This window comes from Chitinivibrionales bacterium (genome assembly GCA_035516255.1).
GTDB lineage: Bacteria > Fibrobacterota > Chitinivibrionia > Chitinivibrionales > FEN-1185 > FEN-1185.
Genome location: DATJAL010000034.1, coordinates 17482 through 33277, shown reverse-complemented (window position 1 = coordinate 33277; position 15796 = coordinate 17482). Strand labels below are relative to the sequence as shown.

The window sequence follows — 15796 nt, the reverse complement described above, 5'->3', positions numbered from 1 at the left end:
GATGATGTCGCAGGACATGCTGAAACGGACGGCCGATACTATTCGTATACTGTCGGCCGCCATGGTGGAAAAAGCCGCTTCGGGCCATCCGGGCGGCGCAATGGGTGGCGCCGATTTCATCGCCGTCCTTTTTTCCGAATTCCTGTGTTTCGATCCCGACGACATGACCTGGCCCAACAGGGACAGGTTTTTCCTCGATCCCGGACACATGTCTCCCATGCTGTATTCAACGCTCATGCTCTTGGGAAAATACACCGTTGATGATATTAAAAATTTCCGCCAGTGGGGGAGCGTGACGCCGGGGCATCCCGAACGCGATGTGATGCGCGGGGTTGAAAACACTTCAGGTCCGCTCGGCGAAGGCCATTCCATGGCGCTCGGCGCTGCAATCGCTGAACGTTTTTTTGCCGCGCGCTTCGGCGAGTGGCTTTCCCATAAAACCTACGCCTACCTTTCCGACGGCGGAATCCAGGAAGACATTGCGTCCGGCGTGGGGCGGCTTGCGGGCCACCTCGGCTTGTCCAACCTCATCATGTTCTACGACTCAAACTCGGTGCAGCTTTCCACGCCCACTTCCCAGGTGACAAGCGAAGATACGGCGAAAAAGTATGAATCCTGGGGCTGGCATGTCGATACCATCAACGGCAACAGCATCGCCGAGATCCTCCGGGCGCTCGCGCGCGCAAACGCAGAAACCGAAAAACCCACGCTTATCATCGGCAAAACCACCATGGGCCTGGGCGCGCTTAATGACAAAGGAGAATGTTTTGAAGGCAAGGTGGAGATGCACGGCATGCCGCTTTCCAAGGCCGGCGCCTCGGTCGAAAAAACGATACGCAACCTCGGCGGAAATCCGCAGGACCCGTTCGCGGTGTTTCCGGCGGTAAAGGACTTTTTTGAAAAGGTTCTCGCGCAGAAGCGGAAAGCGGCAAAAGAAAAAAAAGCCATCCAGGCGAAATGGGAAAAAGAAAATCCGGCGTTGGCGGAAAAATTCAAGAATTTTATTTCAGGAAAAGTCCCCGCCATTGACTACGGCGCCATCGAACAGAAGAGCGGAGCGCCGACGCGGGTCGCATCGGGAAAGATCCTTTCTGTATTTGCGCAGAAGGTGGAAAACATGATCGTCTCCTCGGCCGACCTGTGCAACAGCGACAATACCGAGGGGTTTCTCAAGGGCGGTTCGAGGGTTTTTACAAAAGGCGATTTCGGCGGCGGCTTTTTGCAAATAGGCGTGGCCGAACATGCCATGGCGGGCATCATGAACGGCATCGCGCTGCACGGCGGCATCGTTCCGGTGTGCGGCACCTTTTTCGTTTTCTCTGATTTCATGAAGCCCTCGATACGTCTTGCGGCGCTCATGAAACTGCCGGTAAAATATGTCTGGTCGCACGATTCATTCCGCGTGGGCGAAGACGGGCCCACGCACCAGCCCGTTGAACATGAGATGCAGATCCGGCTCCTGGAGAGAATGGCAACATCCGACGGAAAGAGGAGCATGCTCGTGCTGCGGCCGGCGGACAGCGCCGAAACAACCGTGGCGTGGAAACTCGCCATGGAAAACACGCAGTCACCCACCGCGCTGCTGCTGTCGCGGCAGGTGATGCCGGAACTGCCTGTTTTCAAAGGACCGTCGCGCTATCACGATGCCTGCAATGCGGCGCGGGGAGCTTATATCGTGTTCGAAACAGGTTCCAAGCCAAACCTTATTTGCATCGCGAATGGCTCTGAAGTTTCAACGCTTATCAATGCCGCACAAAAATTATCGGCATCCCGCGGCATCGGCCTGCGCGTGGTGTCGGTAATCTCGGACGGTTTGTTCCGCGAACAGCCCGAATCGTACCGCCGCCAACTGATCCCGCTGGGCCTTCCGGTGTTCGGAATCACCGCAGGTCTTTCGTGCTCGTTCATGGAAATCGCCGGCGTTTTCGGAAAAGTGCACGGGCTCGACCGGTTCGGCGCATCGGCGCCGTTTGGCGTTCTTGAAGAAAAATTCGGCTTCACCGCCGACAGCGTTGTGAAAAAAATGGAACTTTTTCTCGACGAACATAAAAAAAACGTTGCAGCGCTTTCCGGGGTGATATCCGCGTGATTGCGGAGACGACGAGGCAGGGGAGGCATTCCCATGAAAATCGGAGTGGTAAGTGACACGCACCGCAACGTGGAGTATTTGAACAACGTTGTTGACTGGCTTTTGGCTCGGCACAAGATCGCCATGCTCTATCACCTCGGCGACGATTACGACGACGTGAAAAGCCTCGAGGACAGATACCTTGACATCGTGCAAGTGCCCGGCATTTACGATGACCGCTACACCAACGGTTCCCTCCCAAAAAAGCTCATGGAAAACGTTCTCGGACTCCGCATCCTCCTAGTCCATTCCATGGAAAAAGACGTGACGCCCGACGATAAGATGATGTGCGACATCATCCTTCACGGCCACACGCATCATCAGGGCATAACCCTCGAGGACGGGCTTCTGTGCCTCAACCCGGGGCACCTCAAGGGCCCCAAGGACAAAAACCTGCCGCCGACCTTCGGGCTTCTTGACATCCAGGACAAAACCCTTCACGCAAGAATATTCGGGCTCGATTTCAAGCCCGTGACGACCATGGACCTTTTCAGGTCGGAAAACAGGTTGTTTAAGGGTTGACGATATCATTTTTTGATGTCCCGGACTTTATGCAAACTTCATTTCTCAGCACAACCGTAATCGTATTCGGGCTCTCCATCCTCGTCCTTTTGGTCTGTTACCGGCTTCGTATTCCGACTATCGTTGGATTTCTTCTCACCGGCATGCTTGCCGGTCCCGTTGTCGGGAACCGCAGCGAGGTCGAGACCCTTGCGCAAATCGGAATCGTGCTGCTGTTGTTCAGCATCGGCATAGAATTCTCGCTTAAAAATCTTGTTCAGATCAAAAATATCGTTCTTATCGGCGGCCCCTTGCAGGTGCTGACCACCATTGTCGCGGTTTATGCTGCGTCGCTGTGGCTCCACCTTTCCCCGGCGCAGGCTCTGTTTATGGGATTTCTGCTTTCCCTGAGCAGCACCGCCATTGTCCTTAAGAGATTTCAAGAAAAGGGGGAAGTGGAAAGCCCGCACGGCAAAACCAGCCTCGGCATCCTTATTTTCCAGGACCTCATTGTTGTTCCCATGATGCTGCTCGTTCCCATTTTGTCGGGAAAGTCCGGTGCCTTAGGCCCCTCGCTGCTGCTGCTGCTGGTGAAAATCATCGGTATTGTCGCCTTCATGTATGCCTGCATCAAATGGATCGTGCCCAAGGTGCTTTTCTGGATCGCCAAGACCAGGAGCAGCGAACTGTTTCTTCTCAGCGTCATCGTGATATGTTTTTCCATTGCCTGGCTCACGTCAAGCGCGGGCCTGTCCATCGCTTTAGGCGCTTTTCTCGCCGGACTGATTTTATCTGAATCCGAATACAGCTACCAGGCGCTCGGTTCGATCCTACCGTTCCGCGACGTGTTCACCAGCGTATTTTTCATTTCCATCGGCATGCTGTTCGATATTGCCTTTTTCATCCACCATCCGGTGCCTATTATCCTTCTCGCCGCGGGCGTTCTTCTCCTTAAGGTGGTGATTGCTTCCCTCATTCCCGCCTTGCTCGGGTTTCCCCTGCGGACCATGGTGCTTGCCGGGCTTTCGCTGGGGCAGGTAGGGGAGTTTTCCTTCATTCTAGCGGTGTCGGGCATGGAATCCGGCCTTCTCGACGGCAATACCTACCAGGTATTTCTCGGTGTTTCCATTTTGACAATGGCGGCTACACCGTTTGTGATGGGACTCGGCGATTGGATTTCCGACCTACTTCACAAAATGCCATTTCCCCGGCGCATCCTTTCGGGCCTCGATGCCGCCGATGCAATACAGAGCCAGGCGTTTACCGACAAACTCAACGACCATCTCATCATCATCGGGTTCGGCGTCAACGGCCGCAACGTCGCTCGGGCAGCAAAAGCCGCGGGCATTCCCTATGTGATCACCGAAATGAACCCCGAGACCGTGCGCAAGGAGAAAGCGGCGGGCGAGCCTATTTTTTACGGCGACTGCACGCAGGAGGCGGTGCTCGCGCATGTCAAGGTGCGCCGGGCGCGGGTCGTGGCGATCGGCATCCCCGACCCTGTGGCGACGCGGCGCGTGGTGGAAAACGCACGCAAGTTGAATCCCTCGGTACACATCATTGCGCGTACGCGATTTTTCCAGGAAACCAAACCGCTCTACGACCTGGGCGCCAGCGAGGTGATTCCTGAAGAATTCGAGACCTCGGTGGAAATCTTCACCCGCGTGCTCATGAAGTACCTTGTTCCGCGCTACGAAATAGAGCAGTTCATAGCCGAAGTACGCTCCGACGGCTATCAGATGTTCAGGAGCATTTCAAAACAAAAGACCTCGTTTCCCGACCTCAAGTTCGCGCTTCCGGACGTCGAGATGAACATGGTCTGGGTGGGGGAAGGCTCTTTTCCGGCGGGAAAAACAATCGCGCAACTCAACCTGCGCCAGCGTTTCGGCGTCACGCTCCTCGCGGTGCGCAGGGAAACGGAGATTTTCTCCAATCCGGAAAGTTCGCTTGAGATCTGTGCGGGTGATATTTTGGTTTTTCTGGGAAAGCCGGCGGATAACGTGAGGTTTGCGGATGAAGTGCGGGCGGGGAAAAAATTATGATTTCATCTGATTATGATTCCATCGACCTAATGTAATAGAATGATTCTCCCCATAATCTTGCTCACCGGAATAAAATAAATATGAGCCCCATTGCCGTCCTTCCAGTCCCGTGAATCCTCCGACTCGTCCCGGTTGTCTCCCATAACAAACACCATGTCTTTTGGAATCTCCAGCGGCCCTAGATTGTCCCCGACCAGAATTACCGTGTCCCGCGAATGGTATGCAAATGGCTCTTTTGTTTTTACATCGTTGATGAAGACTTCTTTTTTTTTGATCTCAATCGTGTCGCCCTCAATTGCAATGACCCGTTTTACGAGACTATGCCCCTTTAATACCGGGGAGGGAAATGCGATGATGTCATTTCTTCTAGGCTTGCCGAACCAATAGGCGGTTTTATTCAACAGATATCTGACGCCTAAGTTCACGGTCGGCTGCATCGAACCGGAGGTCACCTGTATAATGTCAACGATAAAGGCGCGTAAAACCAGCGCCACAGCAACACCAAACAGCACCACGGACAGGAAACGTTTCCCCGAAAGGGCGTCATTTTTTTTAAAGCGCCGGGGGAAATAGGCCTTTTTCTTTTGCATTATTCCCGTATCCCGTTTACAAATGATTCTTTGACCGTTTCCCAGTATTTTTCCATTGATTTTGCCCTTTGCACTTTTTTCAGCATTTCTTCGTTTTTAATGAACGAAAATGAAAGGTAACACCATAGCTGCTTGAGCCTGCCGAGAAGGGAAATTTCATCGCACCCGCTTTGCTGGTATCCGCGAACAAGGTCTTCGTGAAAACGGTAGAGGCGTTCCTTGAAATGTGTTGAAGGAATTCCTTTTATCGCCTCTTGCAATCCAGGGTCCATTAATATTCCTCTTCCTATCATAAAGCTGCTTACAGACGCGAAACGCGTTGAAATCATTTTAAACGAATTCACGTCAACAATATCTCCATTGTAAATCACCGGATGTTTTGAAGGAGCGAGGCATTCTTCGAACGCATCGAGATCGACGCTTCCGCCGTACATCTGTTTTGCCGTGCGCGGATGGATGATGATTTCCTCAAGAGGATATTTGTTTAATATCGGTATGACGTCGAAAATCTCATCGGGACGTTCTTTTCCAAGCCTGGTTTTCACCGAAATCCGGCATTTGACATTTGGTATTACCTTATCAAGGAAGGACTCAATCATTTCGGGATACGGCAGAAGCCCCGCCCCGCGTTTTTTGTTCACCACCATGGGATAGGGGCAGCCGAGGTTCCAGCCGACAACCGGGTATTTCATGGCAAACAGCTGGTTTGCCAGAACAATGAATTCCTCCGCGTCTTTTCCGATGAGCTGCGGAACGGTGTTTTTAAGCTTGTTGTACTTGGGAAGCACATCGCGCAGATGTGAATCGCGAACGGATCTTCCCTTGACAGTCGTGATGAACGGGCAATACCATCCGTCAATGCCCTGAAAATTGCGGGCCAGCGTGTTCCGGAAAACGAAGTCCGTATGGCCGAGGATGGGAGCCAGCAAAATTTTCATGGGATCACTGCGGCGGGGCGACCTTTTTGAACCCGAAAAAATAGGCGATATAAGTTGCAGCCAACAGCAGAAGCCAGTCTACCGGGCCGATAACGGCCTGGAGGAACGCGCCAAACATTGGGAAATCCATGCGCGACATTATGGTGAGAAAGCTGATGCTTTTGACCCGGGAAAAAATAAGGGCCGCGGTGATAAAATTACCGGCAAGCCACGTAAAAAAAACAATGCCGCCGCCGATGATCCCGAAAACCGGCGAAACGCCTTTTCCGAAATACTGGATCGCAAACCCGATCCCGAAGGACGAGGCCATGGCAATCCAGCCGAGTTTGTATCCGGTGAATTTTACCGCAAATCCCCAAATGACGAGCGCAACGATTGCCGCTCCAATACCTGCGGCGGTTCCTAAAAGGATGTTCTCTCTTTTTTTCAAATACTGCCAGTGTTTTGAGAAGTCGCGCGGATCGACTTCAAAGCTCTGCTCTGAATCGCTGTTAATCAACTCGTCTTTTTCTTCTTCGGGCACGGTCTGGTGTCTCCTGATGATAACCAATCATGCGTGCAATCAAAATAGATGCTTGGAAATTACAAGTCAATCCAATATACTCACCAAATATCCTTGATTATTTTACCGAAACATAGCACGGACTTGTGGCGGCAAAGGTGCTTGCTCCATCTTCTTTCAAACAGGATATTTCCGCCCGTAAATAGCCCCTCTTTGTAACGGAAGCAAGAGGAAATTGATCTATAATTTTATAATTATCCTTGTATCTTTTTGAGAAAATAATACGTTCCGAACGCGCTCCGACTTCTCCATAGTAAACAAACAGATTGTCTGGCTTTCCAAATTCATAACTACTTAGTATTACGACGGTTGCGCCGTCTGCTGAAACTATTTTCTCGGCATTACTGATTAAACCGCGATCCGTGGATTCAGAAGAAGAAATACCAATGAACGGTCCGCTCGTTACAAATGTTTCGCCCGCTTTTATTGCCGATAAAACATCTGATTGCGAAGATACCTTTCGGTATAGGCCGGTCCTCGCAAAAGCCAGATGCCGGAAAAAATTCTCGGAAATTGCCACAAACGGCGTGCCGATGCATCGATACCTGTTGAAATCGCCATGCGAATCATTACCGGCGACAATCGGCAACTTTCTCCCCTTAAGTAATTCATTTGTCCATAATTTTTTTGATTCAAGCCATGAATGATTGAAACCGTTGTTCACGGCCTGCACCGCATCCAATTCGAGTGCCATATCGCTTTGGAGCCACATGCCACGGTTTAGAAGAAGCCGTTGGAAAAAACCGAATTTTGACCCCGGATGCGCCGCGATTGCAAGGCCGGCCTGAGAATGGACCGATTGTATTGCTTTTTCCAATTTCAAAGTGTCCGGCGCATTCCTTCGAGCGCCGTCGGCGGAACCCGGAATAATTTTATTTAACCCAAGCCCGCAAAGGTGCACCGCCCTGTTCCTGGAATTATAACTGGAGATTTCTTCCCCGAGGATCGAGATCGTCTTATGAGGTTTTGACATTACTGAAAGAAGCGCCCGCCAACGGGAATAGGATTTGTCAAGTTCCAGATAATTTTCCAAGGAACAGGCAAGATCGTAGGAATGGTCGGTTATGGCGATAAAATCAAGGCCGCAAGCGTCCGCGGCCAGATCGATCACGCTTACCGGCGGCCCGAATTCAACGTGGCTCTGGGAGAACTGTGAATGAATATGAAGGTCGCCATAGGAACAAGAGCCGTGGGCGGGAAAATCCTCATCCGCGATAAAACAGGTAAAAGGCAGTTGAGAGGACGAGAAAAAATTATCATTAAGGACTTCAATAGTCCTGCCGCGGCACGCAAGCGTTGCCTTGCAGTTTATGAAAATCCTTCCTTGAGGAAGCCGCCCGCGGGCTATCGTAAAAATAAATATGGTCGCCTGGCTTTCAAGTTCGTGTTTGACAATACAGAATCTGGGCGAAGGAAAGTTGAACAATACTGGCGGTTTTTCCCTTTGTGAAACAGTCACCTTTACGTCTTTGACTTCCGCCGGGAACAGATGGACGTCGTTGACCATAAGCATGATGGGGAGGTCTTTTTGCAGAGCACAGCGGCAAGGCACGTCAAATACTACCTCGGGTTGTCTTTTAAAAAGCAGGCTTGGGAAAAACGGAAAGAAACGGAAATGCGTTTCGGCGTAGAGAAACAACGGGGGAATCGTCACGGGAACGGGAAGCATCCTGTATTTTAATATAGTATGCTCCGGGGTTCGTCAGGACTCAAAAAGACCATGGCGCGCAAGAAAAAACATCCATGAAAACAACGGATTTTGATTATTCATTGCCTTCAGGCCTGATTGCCCAATATCCCTGCGTAAAACGCGACGGATGCCGATTGCTCTGTCTTGATGGCAAAAGCGGGGCAATCTCACACCGGACTTTTAAGGAATTGCCCGGACTGCTTTCACCGGCAGACCGTCTTGTTTTCAACGATACCAAAGTCATGCATGCGCGCCTTTTCTGTAAAAAAGCATCAGGCGGAAGAGTTGAATTACTGTTGACTGGTCCGTCCGTAGGTGATCACTGGAATGCGCTGGTTAGGCCCGGCAGGGGATGCAAGGCGGGTGTAAAATTATATCTGGAAAAAAACTCTTCTGTAGGCATTGAAATAACGGTGGTAAATCCGGACGGGACAAGAGGGGTGACTTTTGTTTCTGGCAGTTCCGTGAAGTCCTGGCCCGCAGTGATTAAAAAATACGGCGTCATGGCGCTTCCGCATTATATCCGCAGACCCGCGGACGCGAAAGACGATGAAACCTATCAAACCATATACGCAAAACATGAGGGTGCCATTGCTTCGCCCACCGCAGGGCTTCATTTTACCCCCGGAATTATGGGAGCTCTTGAAGAACGAGGCATCGGCATATCATACTTGACGCTCCATGTTGGAATAGGAACCTTTAAGCCGGTGACCGTTGTAGATCCAAAAGACCATGTCATGCATGAAGAGTCGTATGAATTGACAGATGAGACTGCGGCCCAAATAATGCAAACACGTTCAAAAGGCGGACGGATAATTGCGGTGGGCACGACCTCGGTGCGCGTTCTCGAGCATTGCGCAGGGGAAGGCGGCTGCATAAAACCTTCTGCGGGAAAAACATCCCTTATGATACTGCCGGGATACAAGTTCCGGGCAATCGACGGCATTGTCACCAATTTCCATGTGCCAAAATCAACCCTGCTTATGCTGGTAAGCGCGTTTGCCGGTCGCGAGGTCGTGCTAGAGGCCTACCGCCAGGCAGTTGCCGAACGGTACCGTTTTTTCAGTTATGGCGACGCCATGCTCATCCTGTAACGAGTCTTACAAGAAATAATTTACTGAGCGAAAATTCATGTATTGACAAATACTCTGCCGCCAGTTATCTTTATACCAGAAGAGACATGGAAGCCCGTATGATTTTATGCATGCGGGCTTCATTTTTTAATCTGCAATAGGCCCTGACTGCTCGTAATTGGGCAATCTTTCTCATCGTATCTTTTTCACACAGCATCATTGATTTGAAAGGAAAAAGGCCATGAGCCACGGTATAATTTCCAAAACGCCAGACAGTATTCAATGGCAGGATTACCGGGCCGCGAACACCGGCATGGTTGTTTTTTACTCCTCGGACCCGGTTTCTGAAATCCCGATACGGGAAATCCCCGATGATATAGATTCACCCGAACTGCCCGATCCGAACTACGAGACCGGAACCTATGGTTATTACGGATGCATGCGCACAAAAATCCGCGGCGCATTTGCCAAAAGCAAACTCAGGTACCTTTTTTTCCTCACCAAGTACGCCGGTGCAAAGGAAGGATTCAAGGACAAGATGCTCGTCACCGGATATTTCCGCATCGCTAAGACCGCCGACGTGCAGAAGCTGCACCGCCGGTATCTCGACGAGTATTCCTGCTTGGATTCCGATACCTGCATTGCGCTCCGCGCCGACGAGGTTCATTTTGTTTCAATCGGTGACGCGTTTGAGGTTTCACCCGACCAACTGAAGGCGTGGGGATTTAACGCAAAGGTTTCAAAGCAACTCAGGATCATCTTGAGCGCCGAGAACACGGCAAGCCTTCTTGATCTGCTGAAATCAAAACCCGACCAGCGCGCCGCGTACGTTGCAGAAACCAAGCGCCTGTCACCCCATGATGAAGAGGAAGTTTTGGAAGATGACGAGGCGGAACTGGCAGGGGGCGAAACTGTTTTAGAAAAAGCTTCCACCGTTGAGATCGAAATGCCGCAGGCTTCTCAAACACAAGACACGACTGCTGATGAAACCGTTATCGTGGTGCAAGAAGGCGCACAACCCGCAGAACAGCCCCGGCAGGAAGCCGTGACCGAGGCATCGCCCGTGGAAGAAAACCCAATGGAGAAGACTGCGCCTCCGCCGCAACAGGAAGCCGCTCCGGGGCAGGAACCGGCTCCTCAATAAATATTTTACTGACGGATAAAGCGGTAAACGCCGGAAAATGTATTCTCCGGCGTTATTGTTTTTAAATCGCTGTTCCATACTGATTATCATGATTGAGAAAATACGCGACCGGATCAATAAGGCAATCCTGGAAAAAGTTTTTCCGGGCTGCGTCATAGGCTACACATCACCTTATTCGGAGCAAATCGTTGCGTCGTTTGGCAGGCACACCTATGCCCCCTCATCGCCTGCAATGGAAAGGGATTCAATTTTCGATGTCGCCTCAGTCACCAAGGCGATACCCACCGCATGCCTGGCCATCCAACTCGTTGACAAGGGAAAGCTTCACCTTGATGACAAACTGGTCGATTATATTCCCGAATTCAACAATTCGAGCAGGGAGAAAGTGAAAATACGCCATCTGCTCACGCAAACGCTCAACTATAATTTCCGGCTTTCGGCTCTCAAAGACAAAGGCCCGGACGGAATTTTAAATGCCATATTCAACACGGAGTTTCCAACCGAACCGGGTTCCACTTTTTTTTATACAAACGCCACGAGCATCCTGCTGGGGATGGTTGTTGAAAAAGTCACCAAGGAATGTCTCGCCGTCACCGCGCAAAAGGAATTTTTCGGACCGCTCGGAATGTCGAGCACGTCGTTTTTTCCAGAGCAGTTTTCACGGCAAACCATCGTACCGACGGAAATCGACACTTGGCGCGGCAGGTTGATCCACGGCGAAATCCACGATGAAAGCGCGTTCGTATTGCGGCAGAAAATGGTCGCCGGCTCCGCAGGCCTGTTTTCCACCGCGTCGGACCTTATGCGGTTTTTAAACATGCTTTTAAACGATGGGGTGTGGCAGGGCAGAAGATATTTTTCAGGACGCAGTATTTTGCAGATGCAGAGCAACCAGATACAAGAACTCGGCCTGTGCGCCGGACTCGGATGGGAACTGAACCAGAAACGCTACATGGGGAATTTTTGTTCAAGCAGGACCATTGGAAAAACGGGATTTACCGGCTGCGTATGCATGTGCGATATACCGAAACAAACGGCAATGGTATTTTTATCCAATTACGTATTTCCTGCAAGAAAGCCCGACATGCAGGCGATAGACAACGTGCGAAGAAGTATAGCGGATATCATTTTTGCTACGGAATAACCCAAAGTCACTAGGAGAAATTCGGATGCCAACAAAAGCTTTCAAGAGCAATATCACCTGCATCGGCGCCGGTTACGTGGGCGGCCCCACCATGGCGGTCATCGCGGCAAAATGCCCTGACATCAAGGTCACCGTCGTTGACGTCAATGCCGAGCGCATTGCTGCTTGGGAAAGCAACAACCTGCCCATTTACGAGCCCGGTCTGATCGATGTGGTGAAAAAGGCCAGGGGAAAAAACCTTTTTTTTTCCACCGACATCGACGAGGCCATCAAATCCGCTGAAATAATCTTTGTTTCCGTGAACACGCCGACCAAAACGTTCGGCGACGGAGCCGGCAAAGCGGCTGATCTCCAGTATTGGGAAAAAACCGCGCGCAACATCGTGAAAGCATCACAGTCGGATAAAATCATCGTGGAGAAAAGCACGCTTCCGGTGCGCACCGCGCATGCGATGGAACGCATTCTTAACGCCAACGACAAGAGCATCCATTTTGAAGTCGCGTCGAACCCGGAGTTTCTTGCAGAAGGAAGCGCCGTGGACGACCTTCTTTCACCCGACCGCGTGCTCATCGGAACTCACGAGACGAAAACCGGTCTCGCGGCTCGAAAGGAGCTTGTGGACATTTACGCGCATTGGGTGGACAGGAAAAACATCATTACGAGCAATGTGTGGAGCGCCGAGCTTTCCAAACTCGTCGCAAACGCGTTTCTGGCGCAGCGCATTTCCTCGATCAACAGCATTTCCGCGCTGTGCGAAAAAACCGAGGCCGATGTTTCGGAGGTCGCGTTTGCCATCGGAAAAGACAGCCGCATCGGCGACAAATTTCTCAAGGCAAGCGTCGGGTTCGGTGGATCGTGCTTTAAAAAGGATATTCTCAACCTGGTGTATCTGTGCGAGCATTACGGTCTTTCCGACGTGGCGCATTACTGGGAGAATGTCATCAAGATCAACGATTACCAGATGACCCGTTTCGTGAGAACCATGATCCATGCCATGTTCAACACCATTGCCAAAAAGCGCATCGTGATTCTCGGGTTCGCCTTCAAGGCCGATACAGGAGACACCCGCGAATCGCCCGCGATCTATGTAGCCAAGAAAGTGCTGGCGGAGCAGGCGCATGTGATCATCAGCGACCCCAAGGCGATTGGAAACGCGAAAATTGACCTTGCGGAATACAAGGATAAGATCGAATACGAAAAAAATCCTTATAAGGCGGCCAGAGGCGCGCACGCCATCGCGGTATGCACCGAATGGCAGGAATACCGCTTACTCGACTATAAAAAAATATTCTCGCTCATGGAAAAGCCGGCCTTTATTTTTGACGGTCGGAACATCCTGGATCACCAGAAGCTGTTTGATATCGGGTTCAATGTATTTCCGATAGGAAAGCGGCCGCTCTCTCACTATTAAAAACCACCGTCCTTAAAAATCACAAAGAAAAAGCAGCCGGAGATTAGCCCGGCTGCCTTTCAGATTTCACTCAAGATAAAAAATCACCACTTGCCTGTCTTGACCGCCTTTGCTTTAGGCAGGTTTTTAAGGTCGGCCTCTGCGGCTTCGATGTTCTTTTGGGGAAGTTCAAAGTCGGTGAGTTTCCCCTCCATGAACTTAGAGTAGCCCGCGAGGTCCATGTGGCCGTGACCGCTCAGGTTGAAGAGGATGACCTTTTCCTTTCCTTCCTCCTTGGCCTTGAGCGCTTCCTGGATGACCGCGGCGACGGCATGGCTTGTTTCCGGTGCGATAATCATGCCCTCGGTGCCTGCCCACTTCAGCGCGGCCTTGAAACATTCGGTCTGGTGGATCGCCCGTGGCTTCACAAGCCCTTCGACGATCGCCTGGGATACGAGCGGCGCCATGCCGTGGTAGCGGAGCCCGCCGGCATGAATGGGTTCCGGGATGAAGTTATGCCCCAGGGTATGCATGGGAAGAAGCGGCGTCATCCCCGCGGAATCCCCGAAATCGTAGGTGAAAATGCCGCGTGTCATGGACGGACACGAGGCTGGTTCCACTGGAACGATGTCAATGTTGGCGCCTGCGATCTTGTCCGCGACAAAAGGGAATGCGATACCGCCGAAGTTGCTCCCGCCGCCGGCGCATGCAATGACAATGTCGGGTTTCTTTACGCCGATCTTGGCAAGCTGCTTCTTGGCCTCGAGACCGATGATGGTCTGGTGCAGCAGCACATGGTTAAGCACGCTTCCCAGCGAATATTTTGTGGTTCCCGATTTGTCGGTGACCGCCGCCTCCACGGCTTCGCTGATAGCAATGCCGAGGCTCCCCGGAGTATTAGGGTCCTTTTTAAGGAAGTTTCTTCCCGCCTCGGTTTCGGTGCTAGGACTGGCGACGCATTTTCCGCCCCATGTTTCCATCATGATCTTTCTGAAAGGTTTCTGTTCAAAGCTGATACGCACCATGAAAACCTTACATTTGAGCCCCAGTAGCGCGCATGAAAACGCAAGAGCGCTGCCCCACTGTCCCGCACCGGTTTCCGTCGTGATGGTTTTTGTTCCGAATTGTTTATTATACCACACCTGCGGAATGGCTGTATTGGGTTTGTGGCTGCCGGCTGGAGAAACGCTTTCGTCCTTGTAATAGATTTTTGCGGGCGTTCCCAGGGCTTTTTCGAGGTACACCGCGCGCCTGAGCGGGGAGGGGCGCCAACGGTAGAGGATTTCAATGATTTCTTCCGGAATATTGATCCAGCGCTCCTGGCTCACCTCCTGCTCAATCAGGTTCATGGGAAACACGGCTCCGAGCGCTTCGGGGCTGAGCGGTTTGCCGTCCGGTCCGAGCGGCGGTTGCAGGGGAGTAGGAAGGTCCGCTGCCAGGTTGTACCACTGGCGCGGTATTTCGTCTTCGCTTAAAAAAACTTTGACCGGTGTTTTTAAAGGCATAAAGTCTCCTTTTAAATTTAATTGGGTATCCATAGGGAAGAACAAAGTAATAAAATACTAAAATGGAGCATAATGTCAACAAAATCAGTTCAGCATTAAAATTTCAGCGCTTTGCTATGATGGTATAAGGCGCATTGATAGTTCGGTGGGATTATAGTTATTTTGTTGTAGTAAAATTATGAACATCGCATTTAAACAGGGATTTTTAAGCAATCGGGGAATGAGGTCGTGCGTTCTCTGCCTGCTCATGCTTGCATTTTATTCATTTGCCGCTCCCGAAAAAAAAATCCTACTGGTTGCAAGCGGTGAAACGCATGCTATGCTTGAAGCCTGCAACTGCCCCGACGATCCGGGCGGCGGTTTTGCCAAACGCGCGTCACTTGTTACCATGCTGCGCGACTCAAACGATGTGATACTTGTTGATGCTGGCGGTTTTGGGGGCGGTGGTTTATACGATTCTTATACCAAGGGAAGGCAAGGCGATTCTCTCCGGACTTTGGCGGCAATACGGGCCATGGGATATATCAAATATGACGCCGTTTGCATCGGCGACGACGACCTGCAATACGGAGGACAATGGCTAGCAAAACAGGCGGCTTATTCCGGGGTGCCGCTCGTTTCTGCAAATTGCTACATGCAAAACGGCCGCTTGCTTGCTGCGTCGTATATCATTGTCAAAAAAGGAAAATATTCAATAGGAGTCACTGCAGTGACAACGCCGGAAAAGCTCCTAGCAATCGATGATTCCATAATTGTCAAACCTCCCATTCCTGCGATACGGGCCATTTGGAAAGAACTCAAGGGAAAATCAGATATCCAGATCATCCTTGCTCATCTTGGTGAAACGGAAAGCCGCATGTTGCTCGATACATTTCCTGACTGCGACCTTGTCGTAAACGGTCACCGGAAAAGCTCAACGGAGGAATTCATCACGGCGCAGGGTCAGGTGATGCTGCAGTTCGGGTTTCAGGGCAAGGCGCTTTCGTATGCGGAAATCGTGGAGGACAATAAAGGGGCGGGGGTCGGCAGGACCGGCTGGTTCGATGTCGGCCCCAATATTCCTGATGATCCGGTTGTTTCAAAGCTTGT

The 15796-nt window shown here is 51.3% G+C and carries 12 protein-coding genes; 7 read left to right on the top strand and 5 right to left on the bottom strand.

Translation table 11 applies throughout. The annotated features are described in order from the left end of the window. Position 1: 1 nt before the first annotated feature. The 3 genes from VLX68_10415 to VLX68_10405 are packed head-to-tail and all read left to right on the top strand — an operon-like array spanning position 2 to position 4671. Positions 2-2089, top strand: a complete 2088-nt coding sequence (locus tag VLX68_10415; GenBank protein HUI92649.1) for a transketolase — start codon at positions 2-4, stop codon at positions 2087-2089. Between the two features lie 33 nt (positions 2090-2122). After that, entirely contained in the window at positions 2123-2650 is a 528-nt protein-coding gene (locus VLX68_10410; GenBank protein HUI92648.1) for a metallophosphoesterase family protein, read from the top strand. Positions 2651-2679: 29 nt separating this feature from the next. Continuing rightward, complete coding sequence (locus tag VLX68_10405) at positions 2680-4671, top strand: cation:proton antiporter (GenBank protein HUI92647.1); 1992 nt, start codon at positions 2680-2682, stop codon at positions 4669-4671. A 26-nt stretch (positions 4672-4697) separates the two neighbouring features. Here VLX68_10405 and lepB read toward each other — a convergent pair whose 3' ends face one another. From lepB to VLX68_10385, 4 genes are all read right to left on the bottom strand, one after another. After that, complete coding sequence (gene lepB, locus VLX68_10400) at positions 4698-5261, bottom strand: signal peptidase I (protein ID HUI92646.1); 564 nt, start codon at positions 5259-5261, stop codon at positions 4698-4700. Next, entirely contained in the window at positions 5261-6199 is a 939-nt protein-coding gene (locus VLX68_10395) for a tRNA-dihydrouridine synthase family protein (protein HUI92645.1), read from the bottom strand. Before VLX68_10395 ends, lepB begins: the two co-directional genes overlap by 1 nt. A 4-nt stretch (positions 6200-6203) precedes the next feature. Beyond that, positions 6204-6722: a hypothetical protein gene (locus tag VLX68_10390; protein ID HUI92644.1), complete on the bottom strand. Its 519-nt coding sequence runs from the start codon at positions 6720-6722 to the stop codon at positions 6204-6206. A 97-nt stretch (positions 6723-6819) separates the two neighbouring features. Then, positions 6820-8430: a CehA/McbA family metallohydrolase gene (locus VLX68_10385; protein ID HUI92643.1), complete on the bottom strand. Its 1611-nt coding sequence runs from the start codon at positions 8428-8430 to the stop codon at positions 6820-6822. Between the two features lie 74 nt (positions 8431-8504). On the opposite strand from VLX68_10385, the gene queA reads away from it, so the two are divergent. The 4 genes from queA (at position 8505) to VLX68_10365 (ending at position 13223) form a co-directional block, all read left to right on the top strand. Further along, entirely contained in the window at positions 8505-9545 is a 1041-nt protein-coding gene (gene queA / locus VLX68_10380; GenBank protein HUI92642.1) for a tRNA preQ1(34) S-adenosylmethionine ribosyltransferase-isomerase QueA, read from the top strand. A gap of 220 nt (positions 9546-9765) precedes the next feature. Continuing rightward, positions 9766-10668: a hypothetical protein gene (locus VLX68_10375; protein ID HUI92641.1), complete on the top strand. Its 903-nt coding sequence runs from the start codon at positions 9766-9768 to the stop codon at positions 10666-10668. Positions 10669-10756: 88 nt separating this feature from the next. Continuing rightward, positions 10757-11812, top strand: coding sequence for a serine hydrolase domain-containing protein (locus VLX68_10370; protein HUI92640.1), 1056 nt, complete (start codon positions 10757-10759; stop codon positions 11810-11812). A 25-nt stretch (positions 11813-11837) separates the two neighbouring features. Continuing rightward, entirely contained in the window at positions 11838-13223 is a 1386-nt protein-coding gene (locus VLX68_10365) for a nucleotide sugar dehydrogenase (protein ID HUI92639.1), read from the top strand. 83 nt (positions 13224-13306) lie between these two features. Here the strand turns inward: VLX68_10365 and VLX68_10360 are convergent, their stop codons facing one another. Next, on the bottom strand, positions 13307-14707 hold the full coding sequence (locus VLX68_10360) for a TrpB-like pyridoxal phosphate-dependent enzyme (GenBank protein HUI92638.1): 1401 nt from the start codon (positions 14705-14707) through the stop codon (positions 13307-13309). Positions 14708-15796: the final 1089 nt, after the last annotated feature.

Coding starts and splice junctions, on each gene's coding strand:
- VLX68_10405 (HUI92647.1), top strand. CDS start 2,680: ATGCAAACTTCATTTCTCAGCACAACCGTAATCGTATTCGGGCTCTCC.
- VLX68_10415 (HUI92649.1), top strand. CDS start 2: ATGATGTCGCAGGACATGCTGAAACGGACGGCCGATACTATTCGTATA.
- VLX68_10365 (HUI92639.1), top strand. CDS start 11,838: ATGCCAACAAAAGCTTTCAAGAGCAATATCACCTGCATCGGCGCCGGT.
- VLX68_10375 (HUI92641.1), top strand. CDS start 9,766: ATGAGCCACGGTATAATTTCCAAAACGCCAGACAGTATTCAATGGCAG.
- VLX68_10410 (HUI92648.1), top strand. CDS start 2,123: ATGAAAATCGGAGTGGTAAGTGACACGCACCGCAACGTGGAGTATTTG.
- queA (HUI92642.1), top strand. CDS start 8,505: ATGAAAACAACGGATTTTGATTATTCATTGCCTTCAGGCCTGATTGCC.
- VLX68_10360 (HUI92638.1), bottom strand. CDS start 14,707: ATGCCTTTAAAAACACCGGTCAAAGTTTTTTTAAGCGAAGACGAAATA.
- VLX68_10395 (HUI92645.1), bottom strand. CDS start 6,199: ATGAAAATTTTGCTGGCTCCCATCCTCGGCCATACGGACTTCGTTTTC.
- VLX68_10385 (HUI92643.1), bottom strand. CDS start 8,430: ATGCTTCCCGTTCCCGTGACGATTCCCCCGTTGTTTCTCTACGCCGAA.
- VLX68_10370 (HUI92640.1), top strand. CDS start 10,757: ATGATTGAGAAAATACGCGACCGGATCAATAAGGCAATCCTGGAAAAA.
- lepB (HUI92646.1), bottom strand. CDS start 5,261: ATGCAAAAGAAAAAGGCCTATTTCCCCCGGCGCTTTAAAAAAAATGAC.